The organism is Enterococcus raffinosus, from assembly GCF_001886185.1.
In the GTDB taxonomy this organism is placed as follows: Bacteria; Bacillota; Bacilli; order Lactobacillales; family Enterococcaceae; genus Enterococcus_A; species Enterococcus_A raffinosus.
Window position 1 is genome coordinate 1 of sequence record NZ_JXLA01000007.1, and the last position, 16,217, is coordinate 16,217.

A 16,217-nucleotide genomic window follows, 5' to 3' on the forward strand; every position below is an offset into this window, starting at 1 on the left:
GCGACTTTGATAGAATAACTGAAAGTCAGTCATCTGTCAATAACAATTTTTAATTTTTTTTGAGCGACACACGCTCGCTTTGGAACATAAAATAATATACCAACATAATCTTATCTGGTCAATCAAAAATAGCGACTTTTTTGAAGTTTTTTTTATTGCTGACCAATGTTCTTTACTGTTGGTGTAAATGTTCGCAAATAACATGAAAGCTGATTGAAAATTACCTTTTCACAAAATATTTAATCGTTTTTATGGCTGATAAGATGACATCATTTTCTAATAATTCATTTGAACAGTTTAAAAAAAGACGTCCAGCTATACTGAACGTCTTAAAAAGTTTCTTTAACGCATCGTTGGAAATAGTAAAACATCTCGAATAGATTGAACATCTGTTAATAGCATAACTAAACGATCAATTCCTATTCCTAAGCCGCCTGTTGGAGGCATTCCATATTCTAAAGCCTCCAAGAAATCTTCGTCTACACCATGAGCTTCATCATTTCCTTGCTCACGTTCTTTTTCTTGTGCTTCAAAACGTTCTCTTTGATCAATAGGGTCATTTAATTCTGTAAAGGCATTTGCAAATTCACGACCCACGATAAACAGCTCAAAACGATCTGTAAAACGCCCATCTTCAGCATTCTTTTTCGCCAGCGGTGATACTTCTACAGGATGACCATAAACAAATGTTGGCTGTTCAAGTGTTTCCTCCACAAAAGTTTCAAAGAACTCATTGATGATATGACCGATTTCCATCGTATCTTTTATCTCAACGTGGTGTTCTTTCGCTAACGAACGTGCCTCCTCAATCGTCATTTCTGGCCAGAAATCTACTCCTGTTTGTTCTTTGATTGCATCTACCATATGAACACGTCTGAACTCAGAGCCCAAATCAATCTCTTTTCCGTCAAAAGTCAACGTGGTTTCACCAAGTACATTTTGCGCCACATCTCGAATGATTCCTTCAGTTAGATTCATTACATCCAAGTAATCTTGATATGCAGTATATACTTCCATCATAGTAAATTCTGGGTTATGAGTAGTATCAATTCCTTCGTTACGGAATACACGGCCGATTTCATAAACTTTTTCCATTCCACCGACAATTAGACGTTTTAAATGTAATTCTAGTGCAATTCGCAAATAAAGATCCATGTCTAGTGCATTATGATGAGTAATAAATGGACGTGCAGTTGCACCACCCGCTTCATTATGCAAAACAGGTGTTTCTACTTCTATATAACCCAATCCATCTAAGTAACGGCGAATTTGGCTAATAATTTGACTACGTTTGGTAAAACGGTCAAAGCTTTCACGATTACTAATTAAATCTAAATAACGTTGACGATAGCGTTGTTCAACATTTGTTAAGCCATGATATTTTTCTGGTAACGGACGTAATGCTTTTGAAAGCAGCGTGATTTCTTTTGCTTTAATAGACACTTCACCCGTATCCGTCTTCATGATTTCACCAGTCACACCAAAGAAATCACCTAGATCGCCCTTTTTGAAGATTGCGTAAGGTTCTTCACCAACTTCGTCTTTACGAACATAGATTTGAATTTGGCCTTCACGATCTTGTAAATGAGCAAATCCGACTTTTCCTTTTCCACGTTTAGTCATCATCCGCCCAGCTACACTTGCGGTTAATCCCATTTCCAGCAGCTCTTCTTTAGTGTTTCCATCGTATGTCTCATGCAATTCTTTTGAGTTTGTTGTACGTTCAAACCGTGCGCCAAATGGATCAATTCCTTCTTCACGAAGATTTTCCATTTTTTCGCGGCGAACACGCATTTGATCGTTCATTTCTGTCAAATTTGTTTGTTCCTCAGTCACGAATGTTCCTCCTCAGTATGTAATTACTCTTACTTATAATGCCAATGAATAGCTAAAAAATCAAGCCGAATTCCTCATTCGGCTTGATTTTTAGCTAATTATCGCTCTTGCTTCGGTCTTTTCTACAAGACTATCCAATAGATCAACGATTACTTGCTTATCTTCCGTTTGATTGATTGCTACTTTAACTTTTGCTGAACGTGAAATTCCCTTCAAATAATAGCTTGCATGCTGACGAAATTCACGGCAGGCAATTTTTTCACCTTTAAGATTAATTAATCGTTCTAAATGAAGTTTTGCTGTCTCGATCTTTTCTCTTGCACTAGGTTCAGGAATCAATTCCCCTGTCTCAAGATAATGTTGTGTTTGATGAATCATCCAAGGATTTCCTAGTGCGGCTCGACCGATCATTACCGCATCAACTCCAACTTCTTCAATCATCCGTTTCGCATCTTCTGGGGTTCGTACGTCACCATTTCCCATAAATGGAATGGTTAATTGATTGGCAACCAGCTTTAAAATGTCCCAATCTGCTTGACCCTCATACATTTGTACACGCGTACGACCATGCATTGCAATTGCAGAGGCCCCCGCGCTTTGAGCAGCTAATGCATTTTCAACAGCAAAGATATGATCCTGGTCCCAGCCAATTCGCATTTTCACTGTCACAGGAATGTCTACAGCAGAAGAAACCGCGTCAACCATTTCATACACCTTATTAGGATCTAACAGCCATTTTGCTCCAGCTTCTGCCTTGATCACTTTATTTACTGGACACCCCATATTGATATCTATGATATCTGCTTCCGTATTTTCTTGGACAAACTGAGCCGCCTCTACTAGCGAATCTTTATTTCCTCCAAAAATTTGAACACTTAAGGGATGCTCCCGTTCATCGATGTATAGCATCTCTAACGTTTTTTTATTTCTAAAATGGATTCCTTGGTCACTGATCATTTCACAGACAACTAATCCTGCACCGAATTCTTTTACCGTCACACGAAAAGCAGCATTTGTAATTCCTGCCATTGGAGCAACAACAATCCGATTCGGCACTTCAACATTTCCGATTTTCCACGTACCATTTAACGGCTTCACTATTATTCCCCCAAAATTTCTTGCTTCAATTCATAAAGATCTGCTTCACTATAGTCATATTTATTATTACAAAATGCACACACAGCTTCCGCACCGTGATCTTGATCAATCAGCTCTTGGATTTGCTCTGCACCTAATGTAATGATTGCTGATGCAAATTTTTCTTTAGAACAGTCACATTTAAATTGAACAGGCATATTTTCTAAGAATTCAACATCATCTGTTGCTAGCAACGTTTGCAGAATTTCTTCTGGTGTTTGTCCTTCATCTAAAAGTGATGAGATACGGGCAGTTTCCTTCAGACGCTCCTCAATTTTATCAATTATTTCTTCGCTTGCTCCAGGCATAATCTGAATCATAAACCCGCCAGCAGTTTTTATAGAGTCATCCGTATCAACCAATACTGAGACACCAACAGCCGATGGAATCTGTTCGGATACAGCCAGATAATAAGTAAAATCTTCGCCAATTTCACCAGATACAATCGGAGTCTGTCCTGAGAAGGGTTCTTTTAAACCCAGATCTTTAATAACAGTAAACATCCCCTCAGTGCCTACCGCACCTCTTACGTCAATTTTCCCAATCTCATTTAGCGGTAAGCTAATATGAGGATTCTTGATATACCCCTTTACTTCGCCTTTACCATTGCTATCGACAACGATAGCTCCAGCAGGTCCATTTCCTTCAACTTTAACAGTCATTTTATCTTCGCCTTTTAATGTGGCACCTAACATCAAAGCTCCGATCATTGTACGTCCTAATGCTGCTGAAGATGTATTCCATGTATCATGACGTTGCTGCGCTTCAGCAATTGTTTCTGTTGCGTTCACTGCATACGCCCGAACAAAGCCTTCATATGCTAATGCTTTTACTAAATAGTCACTCATCGATTTGTTCCTCATTCCTAATTTACTCGTGATTGCATCATACTAGGTGTTTCAATATTTTTCAACTTCTCTATATATGCTTGATAGAAAACCTTAATAACTTATTCATATAAGCATAAAAAAATGAGCAGGGATTATCTTTCCTGCCCACTAAAACCAAACGGGTAATAAAATTGCCGCCATTGCTGTAGCGTCGTATTTCATTGCTTCATGCTTCAATTGACTATGCAATTCGCCTAACGCCTTAGGAAAGCTACATTGATGAGAAAAGGCATAAAGCGCAATCTCTTTACAAATTTTAGTTGCTACCAGCCCACAGGCTTCTGTTTTTTCCAGTAATTGTGCATTTTCTAGTAAAAACTTCTGGACTTCCGGAAGTTCTTGGATTTCCTTATCCCCATAAGCTTGACTGATTTGATCCATCATTTCCTCAGCTTTTTGGCTCTCCATCATTTCGCTCACCTCTCGCCCTCATTGTATGCGCTCCTAATGATTATGCAAATTATAAGAGTTCCTTTAGCATGATTAGATCAGTTTGTTTATCCTTTCCAACATTGAAAGGATGAGCGCCGACTTTCTTAAAACCGAATGTTTGATAAAATTGCAAAGCGTTCTGATTCTTTTCCCACACCCCCAACCAAATATTCTCACGTTTTTCTTGGGAAGCAAGTTCAAACGCATACTCTAATAATTGACGACCTAACCCTTGCCGCTTGAATTTTTTTCGAATGTAGATTCGTTCAACTTCCAATCCATTTCTATCTGACATCTCTGTTTGTGCTTTTCCAGTATTTACTTTCATATAACCAGCCAAAGATTTATTCAGATAGATAAAGAAGAAACGTGAATCAGAATTTAGCATTTCTTTTTCTAGTTTTTTTAAATTGTATGCTTCAAGCAAATACTTTTGTAAATCAGTAGGATCATTTTCTGTAGCGAAAGTATCTCGAAAAGTTTCGATACTGATTGTTTGCAATTCGGATAAATCTTTCACTGTAGCAATAAGAATCTTCCCTTGCATTCTTCTTCCTCCTTAATAAAAAAGAAACGGCACATCACTGAGGACATGCCGTTTTCACCTTATTCTTGATTATCGTTTGTATCGTCTGGTGTAATTTCGTCATCGGACTCTTTATGTTCAGGTGCTTTATCCTCTGCTTGTTTCTCCGCATCCTTTTCTTCCAAAGCGCGTTTAGCTTCTTCAAAAGTTTGTGCTTGAGCTTTTTCACTTGGATAAAGACTGTCTTTTCCTTCAGGCATTTTACCTGTTTCAAACAATGACTTGATTGCTTTCGCATCTAATGTTTCAAACTCTAATAATTTTTCAGCAATTAATTTATGCTGTTCACGATGTGTTTCAATAATCTCACGTGCTTTTTCATGAGCTTGCATTAAGATGCTGCGAACTTCTTCATCAATCTCAAAGGCAACTTGTTCAGAGTAAGCTTTTGTTTGTCCGTAATCACGACCAACAAAAACTTGATGGTTTCCTTCATACTGAACTGGTCCAAGCTTGTCACTCATTCCGTATTCAGTTACCATGCTGCGAGCTAACGCTGTCGCTTGTTCGAAGTCATTTGAAGCACCTGTTGTTTGAGCATTAAAGACGATTTCTTCAGCAGTACGACCACCTAATAACCCAACAATTTGTTCAAACATATCATCTTTAGACATTAACATTTGATCTTCTTTTGGCAAGGCAATCATATAACCGCCAGCACGTCCACGAGGGATAATCGTTACCTTATGGACAACACGGGCACGGTTCAATACCATCCCGATGATTGTATGACCCGCTTCATGGTAAGCAACCATTTCACGTTCATGTTTACTAATAACACGATCTTTCTTAGCAGGTCCCGCAATAACGCGATCTTCTGCTTCATCCACGTCTGAAGCATCAATTTTCTTCTTATTACGACGAGCAGCTACTAAGGCCGCCTCATTCAAGACATTTTCTAAATCCGCACCAGCAAAGCCTGGTGTTTGTTGCGCAACAACCTTCAAATCAACGTCGTCTGCCAACGGTTTATTACGAGAGTGGACGCGTAAGATTGCTTCACGACCTTTAACGTCTGGACGACCAACCAAAATTTGACGGTCAAAACGACCTGGACGTAATAACGCTGGGTCTAAAACATCAGAACGGTTTGTTGCAGCGATAACAATAACGCCTTCGTTGCCATCAAATCCATCCATTTCAACGAGCAATTGGTTGAGGGTTTGTTCACGTTCATCGTGACCGCCTCCCATACCAGCACCACGTTGACGACCAACTGCATCAATTTCATCGATAAAGATAATCGCTGGTGCATTTTTCTTAGCTGTTTCGAATAAATCACGAACACGAGAAGCCCCGACCCCAACGAACATTTCAACGAAATCCGAACCAGAAATCGAATAGAATGGAACACCGGCTTCACCCGCTACCGCTTTAGCAAGTAACGTTTTACCAGTCCCCGGAGGTCCTTCTAGTAAGACACCCGCTGGAATACGAGCACCTAATTCTACGAAACGACGTGGGTCTTTTAAGAATTCCACGACTTCAACAAGTTCTTGTTTTTCTTCTTCTGCCCCGGCTACATCAGAGAAACGTACACGGTTCGCTTTTTTGTCAGCCTCTTTAGCTTTGGATTTACCAAAGTTCATGACACGGCCATTACCGCCGCCGCCACCGCCTTGTTGTCCAAGCATCATGTAGAAGAAGAAAATCATAATCAAGATCGGTAAGAAGCTTACTAATAGCGTAACCCACATGCCGCTGCTTGACTCTTCTTGAATCTCAGTTTTGACTTTGTTTTCTTTTGCTAAATCATTGACTTGACTTAAAGTCGAATCATTTGGCAAAACAATGGTTGAAAAATGTGTTGTTTTAGAATCTGTTGAACCAATGATACTTAGTCCGCCAGAGTTAGCAACTTCTTGCTTCTCTTTGTACTCACCAGTGATTTTATACACACCACCAGCAGGCTGGATCTTAAGATTCTTAATTTTGCCTTCTTGCATCTGTTCAGTAAACGTTGAATACTCGATATCTGGCGAAGCTGATTTGTTATCTCCAAAAAGGAAATAAACAACCATGACCATAGCCAAGATGACGAGAATATAATAGAGAGCATTTTTTACTCCCTTATTGTTTTTGTTCATCTGCGTCCTCCTCGCACTTGTTAGCTTATTAGCTTGTTAAAAAAGTTTTATCAATTTTGACCTTTTAAGTATATCATACTGTGATTTTTTCGGTCACTAATTTGATTGATAAATTTCCGGCTTCAATACACCTACGTATGGCAGGTTGCGATACGCCTCTGCATAGTCTAATCCGTAGCCAACTACGAACTCATTCGGTACATCAAAACCAACATAGTCAGCATGAATATCCACTACGCGGCCCTCTGGTTTATCTAACAATGTGACGATTTTCACTGATTTTGCCTTCCGGTATTTAAATAAATCAACTAAATATCCTAAAGTACGACCACTATCAATGATATCTTCTACGATTAATAGGTCACGACCTTCAACGTTCGTATCTAAGTCCTTGATGATTTTTACTTCTCCTGAAGAGACCGTTTGATTGCCATAGCTTGAGACATCCATGAAATCCAATTCTAAATGTGCATCAATCTCACGAACAATGTCAGCCATAAATGGAACGGCTCCTTTTAAAATACCAACCACCAAAGGATTTTTATCGGTATAATCTGTAGTTAATTGTGCGCCTAATTCCACACAGCGCTTTTGAATATCTTCTCTAGTAATCAATACTTTTTCAATATCTTTTGCTAGCATGTAGAAACTCCTTTCATTTCGCTACTTGAGGCGTATAGTCAAGTATGTAGTGTATTCTATCAGTTTCAGTTGTAATACTCAAATAGGAATTAACAAAAGGCAAAAGCGCTACGATTTCTCCTGCAGCGTCCTCCACCACCCATGCGCGATCCCTCTCATCCGTCGGGATTTTTTTATCAATAAAATAACGATTCACTCGTTTAGAAAGACTTTCTGTCAACTGAATTCGGTCCCCTGCTCGTCGATGACGAATTCTTAAAGGCAGCTTGACTGTTAATGGCAATGGCACTTGGTATGCATCATTTCTAGGCTCATTTTCGCTTTTCCTCAAGATAATCCTCCCACTGTCTGGAAGATCGAACTGTTCGTTTTCATCTAAACTAAACATTTCGTCATTGATCGCTGGGCTTTTCTCAAAGTAAAATCGTTGATACCGACGCACAAATCGCCAACCTTCTCCAATATCAATCGACCACTGACTAACCGGATGCCCCATTTGGTCTAGTAGTGAAAACAATTGGCGTTGCGAGACAATGATTTGAGTTTGTTCCTCCATTTTCTGGAAGAATGCCGAGAGAAAATAATAACGAGCATTAGTTTCAGATGGCATATCATCATACGAAAACGATCCGCGTTGACCGTCAAATTCAATATTTCTTAAATTTTCTTTTAGCGCTTCTTCAATCAGCTGACCGGCCCAAATCAGTTGCTGATGAAACTGTTGCGCATGTAACAGAATTTTCGGGTTTTCTTTTTTTAATTCCGGAATAACGTTGTTTCGGATACGGTTTCGAAAATAGTCCAAGGACTGATTTGTCGCATCTTCAAAATAAATCACTTGCTCTTTTTCAGCATATGAATAGATTTCTTCCTTCGAAAAGTCAAGTAATGGTCGCAGCAAAACCCCTGTGCCAAAACTTTGCTTCCGGACAATTCCGCTGTGTCCGGTAAAAGATCCACCACGGGTCAAGCGCATCAGTAAGGTTTCTAATTGATCATCACCATGATGAGCCGTTAATAGCAGGTCATACTTCTCTTGTTTCATGACTGCTTCAAAAAAATTATATCGAACCTTCCTCGCTTCAGCCTCGACATTTTTTTCCGCGGGCTGCTCCCAAACCTTTGTATACAATGGCAAATGATGACTCTTGCAATAAGACTGTAGGAATTCTGCCTCTATCTTCGACTCTGGCCGCAGCTGATGATCTATATGTATAACACCAATAGTTACATTCAATTTTTCGACCAGATGCAAAAGCACCATCGAGTCAACCCCAGTTGAAACAGCCAACAGAACTTTCTGGTCGGTCTTAAGTTCAGGGTTTGCACGAAGAAATTCTTGCTCCATATTAAACTCCTCATTCTAGTTATTGTTCACTTTCAGTTTAAGCAAACACTATACAATAAAAAAGACTGAAATCCTAAATGAATTTCAGCCTCTCTGATCTAACTACGACGGCCGCCACGGCCTCCGCGTTTTCCTTCGGTGTTGCGTTTAATCGATGACAAGCGATCATCGCTATCCTTTAAAAAGGAACTCATCAATGAATCGAAGTCTTGTTTGCCGCTATTTTGGGGTTTGCCTTTAGCTGATGGTTTCGGACGATTGTTATCACGGAACTCACGTTTGAAAGGTTTCTTTTCTGGTTGTGGTTGATCTTGAGCTTTTCGAATTGAAAGACCGACTTTTCCGTCATCTCCCACAGAAGTAACCTTAACCGTCACTTCATCGCCGACAGTCAATACATCATGAATGTCTTTGACAAAACCATTAGATATTTCACTGATATGGACTAAGCCCGTTTTACCCTCTCCCAAGTCGATAAAGGCACCGAAATTGGTGATCCCTGATACTTTTCCTTGCAGCTTAGCTCCTACTTCGATTGACATAAAAAAAATGTTCCTCCTAATTTTTTTCCAATTTATTTTAAAACTGCTCCTAAACTTATTTGGCAGTTTCGGACTTTATTACTTCATCAGCGGACTCTTTGTCATTGCTAGATGTTTTTGCCGAATCTGGTAAAACAAAAATCAATTCGCCATCCTTTGAATAATAGAAACGACTACGAGCTAGTTTCGCTACATAGTTATCGTCTTTCAGCAATTTCACATCTTGCTTCAAGCCATCTACCCGATCATCAACTTTCGCTGACTCAGCGACTGTTTTAACTTTGATCTCTTTCAGTTCACTTAAATGACGTTGTTCGTTAAATATCTGAACTCCCATGACAATAGCGACAAAGGCTGCAATTGCGAATAACGCTGCTAAACGACGACGCTTGAAAATTAATTGACGATGTTGCTTTTGAAACTTGCTATATTGCTCTTTTGCGTAGGGTGTATCCAATGAAGCAACTTTTTTCGTGTCGTTTTCATTCATTCCTGCTCGCTCCTTACCATGAAATTCTTTACTATTATATCAACTCAGGATATAATTGTCTATTTGAATTATCCTTAATTCCCGTTATTTTCCACACGAGTCTCATTAATGATTCGATACATTTTTGCTGCATCGTCTTTTTTCGTTGATTCATGCAGCTCTTCCACCGCGACCTCTAGGACTTTGTTCCCAAATTGAATTCGCAATTGATCGCCAACTTTCACATCTGTTGAAGATTTTGCTAATTTTCCATTTACTTGTATCCGCCCTTTATCAGCGACCTCTTTTGCCACTGTTCGACGCTTAATGATCCGTGAAATTTTCAAAAATTTATCTAAGCGCATAACTTACCCTCTTTTCCAATTTATTCTCAATAATTTACTGCCGAATGGCAACATCAGCCACTCACGAATAGTTAACAATCGTAATTGAATCGCCAAAATCAAAAAAGCACTGCCACCAATCAACACTCCAAAAATTGCGACAATCAGTGCCAAACTCCTTTTTTGAACCATACCAAAAAGAACACTGATACCGCCATAATAACATAATAACACGAATACCATGCCTACTAAACAAAGCATAAGGTTTCGTATAAAGTGACGTTGACTCCCATATTCTCTTGTCTCACGATCACATGAAAAATGCAGAATAAACAAAGCCACGATCAATCCTAACAGCGTAGACAGGCTGGCACCAATCGTTCCAAATTGTTTTGTCAGCCCGCCAGTAATTACTATTTTTAGAAGTAACCCAACACCCGCAGCCTGCAAAGAACTGCGGTATTCATTTTGGCTTTGAGCGATGCTTTGATACGCCTGCACCATAGCCATCAAAAAGATTGAAAACACGAATAATACTAGCGTCCCGTTTCCTTTATAGTCCTTAAATAATGCATAGTTTACGTATGGCAATAACATTGCTAGACCAATCGAAGCCGCCGCCGCGATTCCACACGTTAAACGTAAAAAAATTTGACTCGTTTTAACAAACATTCCATGATCACGATTGACTAAATGTCTTGTCAATAATGGTATAAAGCTTGAGCTGAGCGCCAAAGCCGCCACCAACCCTAATTGTACTAGCGGTTGTCCTCGATCGTAAATACCCTTGGCCAGCTTCGCTCCATGTTCACTTAATCCGAAATCAACCAACGCCTTTTTTACAGTGAAGGAATCAATCAGCTGAAAGAGAATCAATAAACCGCTATAAACCGTCATCAAACCGCCTTCAAGCACCAAACGCTTGCCGAGTTCTAGTGTTTTTCCACCTATGGTTGGCAACTTTCGCACAATACTTGTTGCCATTATTTTTCGTCGATAATACCACAGTACTAACACGGCAACGATTCCGCCAACTAAAGCGCCTGACATTGCTACCGTTCCTGTGCGATAGACCGTCCAGCCAAACTGTTTGAATGACCAAGCAGCAATTACAATGACTGCTACTCGTATAAACTGTTCGACCACCTGTGAAACAGCAGTGGGGACCATCAATAATTTCCCTTGAAACTCGCCACGTGTAATCGAAAGAAACGGCATGATTACAAAGGTAAAAGAAACAACACGAATCAGGGGAGCCAATTTCCCATCCCCCATCCAATCTGCAAATGGTTGTGCGGAAAAAAAACACACGGCCCATAGAAGGAGCCCAAAACCGCTGATTAAAGGAAATAGTTCCTCCAACGCTTGGCGCTGTTTTCGGGGCTCTTTTTGTTCTGCCACATATTTAGAGATAAATTGAGGCAGACCTGACAATGCTAGAGTCATAGCAATACCATAGATCGGATAAACCTGCTGATACACATAAAATCCTTCATCACCTGCGAAGTTTTGATAAGGGACTCGATAAACGGCACTTAAAAGTTTCGCTATAAATGATGCAGCAGTCAAGACGAAGGCGCCTTGCATCATGACTCGCATTTCTTTATTCGCCAATGCCTTCACCGCCTATTCTTTGTATTTTTGCTCACGTAATGCACGAACAAACAAACTAACTTCTCGTAACCAAACGGCTTCATCCATCGTTTTCGCCACCACTAACTTCATGACCATTTTGTCTTTTTCAACACCTAATGTGGCTTTCGTTTTTGTTGCACTTAACGCTTCAAATAGCTGCTCGACTTTATAAGCTTTCGTTCCTACCTTACTTAAGGTAATGATAATTTGCTGCTGCCGTTTTTGAATACTTTCAACCAATGCACGGTCTCCGTCCATTTTTATCTGCCCAATATTCAACAGGTTGGCTACTTCATCAGGATAATCACCAAAGCGATCCACTAAATCAGCTTCCACTTCATCCAGCATTTCTGTACTTTCTAACTCACGAATCCGTTTGTATATCTCAATCTTTTGTCGCTCATCTTCGATATAAGTTCCAGGAATGTACGCATCAATTCCTAAGTTGATCTCTACGGAGGTTCGTTCCACTTGGGTATTCTTTCCTTGTTTACGATCTACTGCCTCAGAAAGCATTTGCGAATACATATCAAAGCCGACCGCGTCGATGAAGCCATGTTGCTGTGCACCTAAGAGATTACCGGCTCCGCGAATAGACAAATCTCGCATCGCTATTTTAAAACCAGAGCCTAGCTCAGTAAAATCTTTGATCGCCTGCAGACGTTTTTCGCTAACTTCATTTAAGATTTTTTGCGGCTCATACATGAAGTAGGCATAAGCGATTCTATTGCTTCGTCCGACTCGACCGCGCAATTGATACAAGGTAGACAGCCCCATATAGTCGGCGTTTTCAACAAACAATGTATTAACATTCGGAATATCTACACCTGTTTCAATAATCGTCGTGGTAACTAATATATCGTATTGCCCATCAATAAAGTCCATGAGTGTATTTTCCAACTGAACTTCTGTCATTTGTCCATGAGCAAAACCAATTCTGGCATCTGGTACTAGCATCTGCAGCTCTTCTACTTTTCTTTCGATAGTCTCCACTCGATTATATAGATAAAAGGCCTGTCCGCCTCGTGCCATTTCACGTTCGATGGCTTCTCGAATTGCTCCTGGATTCGTCTCCATGACATACGTTTGAATCGGATATCGATTTTCTGGTGGGGTTTCAATCACTGAAAGATCCCGCACGCCTAACATCGACATATGCAACGTTCGCGGAATCGGTGTCGCAGTCAACGTCAACACATCTACTTGAGAACGCAATTGTTTCAATCGTTCTTTATGCTTCACGCCAAAACGTTGTTCTTCATCAATTACTAGTAACCCTAAATCCGCGAACTGCAAATCTTGTGATAAAAGCCGATGGGTTCCCACAACAATATCAACCTGTCCAGTTCGAATTTGCTCGATCGTTTCATTTTGCTGTTTTTTGGTTCGGAAACGGCTCAGCATCGCCACATTCACAGGAAAGTTTTCAAAACGCTCAGTCATCGTGTCATAATGCTGCTGAGCCAAAATTGTCGTCGGCACAAGAAAAGCGACTTGTTTATTTTCTTTGATTGCTTTGAAGGCTGCTCGTAAAGCTACTTCTGTTTTACCAAATCCAACATCCCCCACCAATAAGCGATCCATGGGACGAGCTCTTTCCATATCATGCTTAATTTCGGCTGCACTTCGCAACTGGTCATCCGTTTCACTATATGGAAAAGCATCCTCAAATTCCTTTTGATACTCATCATCTGGACCGAATGCGTACCCGCGTTCCGCTTCACGTTTAGCGTACAGTTCGATTAAGTCATCCGCTATATCTTCGATTTTTTTCGAAACTTTGCTCTTAGTTTTCGTCCATTCACTACCACCTAATTTATTGATCTTAGGTGGTTTCGCTTCAGAGGAAACGTATTTTTGAATCAAATTTAGCTGTGTGACTGGAATGAATAGCTTATCATCTTTTTGGTACAAAATTGACATATAATCTTGATGGACCCCGTCGATTTCGATCGTTTCCATGCCAATATATTTACCAATCCCATGATTTGCGTGAACAACATAGTCTCCAGGCTTTAACTCATTGTAACTTTTCAACCGTTCAGCATTTGAGATCGTCTGGCGACGAGCGCGCTTTTTGGTGACCTTTTGAAATATTTCACGTTCGGTCACTACGACTAGTTTATCTTGCGGCATTTCAAACCCATTGGTTAATGTCCCAGTGACAATCTGGGTTTTCCCTATCAGTAAATTATCTGGTGTCGTTTGAACCGCCTTGATATCCACATCATGAAATTCCTGCGTTAATTTTTCTTGCCGTTCTTGATCAGAGACTAAAAATAGAACGGTTTGTTCTTGTTTCTGCCAACGATCCACCTCTGTCTTTAATAGTGGCATCTGTCCGAAGAACTGCTGCATAGAACGGTATTGAAAATTATGAATCGCTTCAAAACGCAGATTCCCCATACCCTTTTGAAACAGCGAAAAGAAACTTGTCACAAGTTTAGATTTTTTGATTAGCTCATGGGCATTCATCCCAAAAGTCTGTTCAGAAAAAACTCGTAATTCTTCAATTTTTTGAGTATGCCACTCTGCTTCCTCTCGTTCCATCTCACGATGCGTTTCCATCATACGTGGATAATCATCCACAAACAGCAGCGCATCCTTGGCGAAATGATCCAACAAAGAAACTTTTTCTTCATATAATAAATCTGTATAATATTTCGCCTGTTCTGTTGGTATTCCATCTTCCCAAGAGGAGATCAGCTGACCAAAGTAATCGTTCAAAAAGTTATAGTCTTCTTTTTCTTTCGTCACTGCTAAGCGATTTTGCAACAGCTGGTTCACATTTTGCGCACCCTGGGTCAAATCTTGGGCAGAAAAAACTAAGTCCGTCGTTGGAGTAATCCAAACATCCTTTAAGTTTTCTACAGATCGTTGAGTTTCTGGTTCGAAATAGCGCAGCGAGTCGACTTCTACATCAAAAAGTTCTACCCGCACAGGATATTCCGTCGTCAACGGATAAATATCAACAATGCTTCCACGCATACTGAATTCACCAGGTTTTCCAACCATTGTCTGGCGTTCATAGCCCATTAATACTAACCGTTGAGCTAAATTTTCTAAATCAACCTCGCTGCCTATTTTCCAATGAAGCTGATTCGCCTGCCATGTTTCAACAGTTGGTAAATATTTTCTCAACGCCGCAACGGGTACGACATAAATCCCATTTTTACCTTGAGACAATGCTTGAAGAGTGGACACACGTTCCGCTCGTGCTTCTGGTGAGGCAAAAGCCATTTCTGCCGAAAGCACTTCATCAACCGGAAACAGATGGACATCTTCCACTATATTCCGCAGTTCATCCGCTAATTGATTACTATAGTAAAGATTCGGTACGACAATCACTGTTTGCTTTTTGCTTACTTGCTGTGCAGCAGCCATCACCAAGGCTTTAGCCGAACCAGAAAGACCGATCACTAACTGACGTTTTGCTCTTTTATCTAAATTAGCCTGCCATTCTTTTACCAAGGGCAGCTGATTAACAAATTCAATCAAATTCATTTTTATACTCCTTACATGTTCCTACTAACCTGCTAAAATCGTATGATTCTCGATGAATTTTCTAATTAAAGCGATTCATTGTTTGCAAGAAATCATTACCTGAAACATAATCATCCACTGCTTCAGTTGCTCGAGCCACGCTATTTGCGATAACAGGCATCTCTTCTTTTCCGAAAGTACTTAGTACGTGATTCACAACCGTCTTTCCGTTTGGACGACCAATACCGATCTTGATGCGATTAAACTCTTGCGTTCCGATGTGAGAGATAATACTTTTTAGCCCATTGTGTCCACCTGCACTGCCCTTTTGCCTCAAACGTAATTTTCCAAGCTCCATATCTAAATCATCCGCGATTACCACCAGCTCTTCTAAATAAATGCCAAAATAAGTCATTAACGGACCAACCGCACGACCTGATTCATTCATAAAGGTGAGCGGTTTGACTAATAAAATCTTTTCTCCATTGACAAAATAATCCGCCACTTCTGCTTCGAAGGTATTTTTCTTAAAAACAGCTCCATGTTCTTTTGCCAATTGATCTACAACCATAAATCCAACATTGTGCTTTGTGTTTTCGTATTTCTTGCCTGGATTTCCCAAACCTACGATCATTTTCATACTGTTCCGCCTCTTTTTATAAATATCTATTTCTCTCATATTAAAATTTATTAGATTTTCATTTGCATGACAAAATGCTGGATAGTCAAATGACTACCCAGTTCAAATTTTTCTTTATACAGTATAACACAAACTCATCTGTAGTG

14 protein-coding genes are annotated in these 16,217 nt (G+C 40.0%); all 14 read right to left on the reverse strand.

Going from position 1 to position 16,217, the window contains the following annotated elements; translation table 11 throughout:
- Nucleotides 1-342 precede the first annotated feature (342 nt).
- The 14 genes from lysS to pth all read right to left on the reverse strand — a co-directional run bounded on the left by lysS (nt 343) and on the right by pth (nt 16,071).
- On the reverse strand, nt 343-1,806 hold the full coding sequence (gene lysS / locus RV13_RS04955) for a lysine--tRNA ligase (protein WP_143142287.1): 1,464 nt from the start codon (nt 1,804-1,806) through the stop codon (nt 343-345).
- A 120-nt stretch (nt 1,807-1,926) separates the two neighbouring features.
- Nucleotides 1,927-2,934 (reverse strand): tRNA dihydrouridine synthase DusB, encoded by a 1,008-nt coding sequence (gene dusB / locus RV13_RS04960; protein ID WP_010745339.1) that lies wholly within the window; start codon nt 2,932-2,934, stop codon nt 1,927-1,929.
- 2 nt (nt 2,935-2,936) lie between these two features.
- Nucleotides 2,937-3,821 carry an Hsp33 family molecular chaperone HslO gene (gene hslO / locus RV13_RS04965; protein ID WP_010745338.1) on the reverse strand — a complete coding sequence of 295 codons (885 nt, stop codon included), beginning with the start codon at nt 3,819-3,821 and terminating at the stop codon, nt 2,937-2,939.
- A 150-nt stretch (nt 3,822-3,971) separates the two neighbouring features.
- Nucleotides 3,972-4,274: a bacteriocin immunity family protein gene (locus RV13_RS04970; RefSeq protein WP_010745337.1), complete on the reverse strand. Its 303-nt coding sequence runs from the start codon at nt 4,272-4,274 to the stop codon at nt 3,972-3,974.
- A gap of 49 nt (nt 4,275-4,323) precedes the next feature.
- On the reverse strand, nt 4,324-4,842 hold the full coding sequence (locus tag RV13_RS04975; RefSeq protein WP_010745336.1) for a GNAT family N-acetyltransferase: 519 nt from the start codon (nt 4,840-4,842) through the stop codon (nt 4,324-4,326).
- A 59-nt stretch (nt 4,843-4,901) separates the two neighbouring features.
- Nucleotides 4,902-6,968, reverse strand: coding sequence for an ATP-dependent zinc metalloprotease FtsH (gene ftsH, locus RV13_RS04980; protein ID WP_010745335.1), 2,067 nt, complete (start codon nt 6,966-6,968; stop codon nt 4,902-4,904).
- Between the two features lie 96 nt (nt 6,969-7,064).
- Nucleotides 7,065-7,610 (reverse strand): hypoxanthine phosphoribosyltransferase, encoded by a 546-nt coding sequence (gene hpt, locus RV13_RS04985; protein ID WP_010745334.1) that lies wholly within the window; start codon nt 7,608-7,610, stop codon nt 7,065-7,067.
- Nucleotides 7,611-7,623: 13 nt separating this feature from the next.
- Nucleotides 7,624-8,958, reverse strand: coding sequence for a tRNA lysidine(34) synthetase TilS (gene tilS, locus RV13_RS04990; protein WP_010745333.1), 1,335 nt, complete (start codon nt 8,956-8,958; stop codon nt 7,624-7,626).
- A gap of 98 nt (nt 8,959-9,056) precedes the next feature.
- On the reverse strand, nt 9,057-9,500 hold the full coding sequence (locus RV13_RS04995; RefSeq protein WP_010745332.1) for a S1 domain-containing RNA-binding protein: 444 nt from the start codon (nt 9,498-9,500) through the stop codon (nt 9,057-9,059).
- Nucleotides 9,501-9,555: 55 nt separating this feature from the next.
- Complete coding sequence (locus RV13_RS05000; protein WP_010745331.1) at nt 9,556-9,990, reverse strand: FtsB family cell division protein; 435 nt, start codon at nt 9,988-9,990, stop codon at nt 9,556-9,558.
- Between the two features lie 74 nt (nt 9,991-10,064).
- On the reverse strand, nt 10,065-10,334 hold the full coding sequence (locus tag RV13_RS05005; protein WP_010745330.1) for an RNA-binding S4 domain-containing protein: 270 nt from the start codon (nt 10,332-10,334) through the stop codon (nt 10,065-10,067).
- A 3-nt stretch (nt 10,335-10,337) separates the two neighbouring features.
- Nucleotides 10,338-11,900 carry a putative polysaccharide biosynthesis protein gene (locus RV13_RS05010; RefSeq protein ID WP_081630589.1) on the reverse strand — a complete coding sequence of 521 codons (1,563 nt, stop codon included), beginning with the start codon at nt 11,898-11,900 and terminating at the stop codon, nt 10,338-10,340.
- 39 nt (nt 11,901-11,939) lie between these two features.
- Nucleotides 11,940-15,452 (reverse strand): transcription-repair coupling factor, encoded by a 3,513-nt coding sequence (mfd, locus tag RV13_RS05015; protein ID WP_060789271.1) that lies wholly within the window; start codon nt 15,450-15,452, stop codon nt 11,940-11,942.
- Nucleotides 15,453-15,513: 61 nt separating this feature from the next.
- Complete coding sequence (gene pth / locus RV13_RS05020; RefSeq protein ID WP_010745327.1) at nt 15,514-16,071, reverse strand: aminoacyl-tRNA hydrolase; 558 nt, start codon at nt 16,069-16,071, stop codon at nt 15,514-15,516.
- Nucleotides 16,072-16,217 lie beyond the last annotated feature (146 nt).

Excerpts from the sequence above, each read along its gene's own strand:
- lysS (WP_143142287.1), bottom strand. The coding sequence starts at position 1,806 with ATGAACGATCAAATGCGTGTTCGCCGCGAAAAAATGGAAAATCTTCGT.
- hslO (WP_010745338.1), bottom strand. The coding sequence starts at position 3,821 with ATGAGTGACTATTTAGTAAAAGCATTAGCATATGAAGGCTTTGTTCGG.
- RV13_RS04970 (WP_010745337.1), bottom strand. The coding sequence starts at position 4,274 with ATGATGGAGAGCCAAAAAGCTGAGGAAATGATGGATCAAATCAGTCAA.
- RV13_RS04975 (WP_010745336.1), bottom strand. The coding sequence starts at position 4,842 with ATGCAAGGGAAGATTCTTATTGCTACAGTGAAAGATTTATCCGAATTG.
- ftsH (WP_010745335.1), bottom strand. The coding sequence starts at position 6,968 with ATGAACAAAAACAATAAGGGAGTAAAAAATGCTCTCTATTATATTCTC.
- hpt (WP_010745334.1), bottom strand. The coding sequence starts at position 7,610 with ATGCTAGCAAAAGATATTGAAAAAGTATTGATTACTAGAGAAGATATT.
- tilS (WP_010745333.1), bottom strand. The coding sequence starts at position 8,958 with ATGGAGCAAGAATTTCTTCGTGCAAACCCTGAACTTAAGACCGACCAG.
- RV13_RS04995 (WP_010745332.1), bottom strand. The coding sequence starts at position 9,500 with ATGTCAATCGAAGTAGGAGCTAAGCTGCAAGGAAAAGTATCAGGGATC.
- RV13_RS05000 (WP_010745331.1), bottom strand. The coding sequence starts at position 9,990 with ATGAATGAAAACGACACGAAAAAAGTTGCTTCATTGGATACACCCTAC.
- RV13_RS05005 (WP_010745330.1), bottom strand. The coding sequence starts at position 10,334 with ATGCGCTTAGATAAATTTTTGAAAATTTCACGGATCATTAAGCGTCGA.
- RV13_RS05010 (WP_081630589.1), bottom strand. The coding sequence starts at position 11,900 with ATGCAAGGCGCCTTCGTCTTGACTGCTGCATCATTTATAGCGAAACTT.
- mfd (WP_060789271.1), bottom strand. The coding sequence starts at position 15,452 with ATGAATTTGATTGAATTTGTTAATCAGCTGCCCTTGGTAAAAGAATGG.
- pth (WP_010745327.1), bottom strand. The coding sequence starts at position 16,071 with ATGAAAATGATCGTAGGTTTGGGAAATCCAGGCAAGAAATACGAAAAC.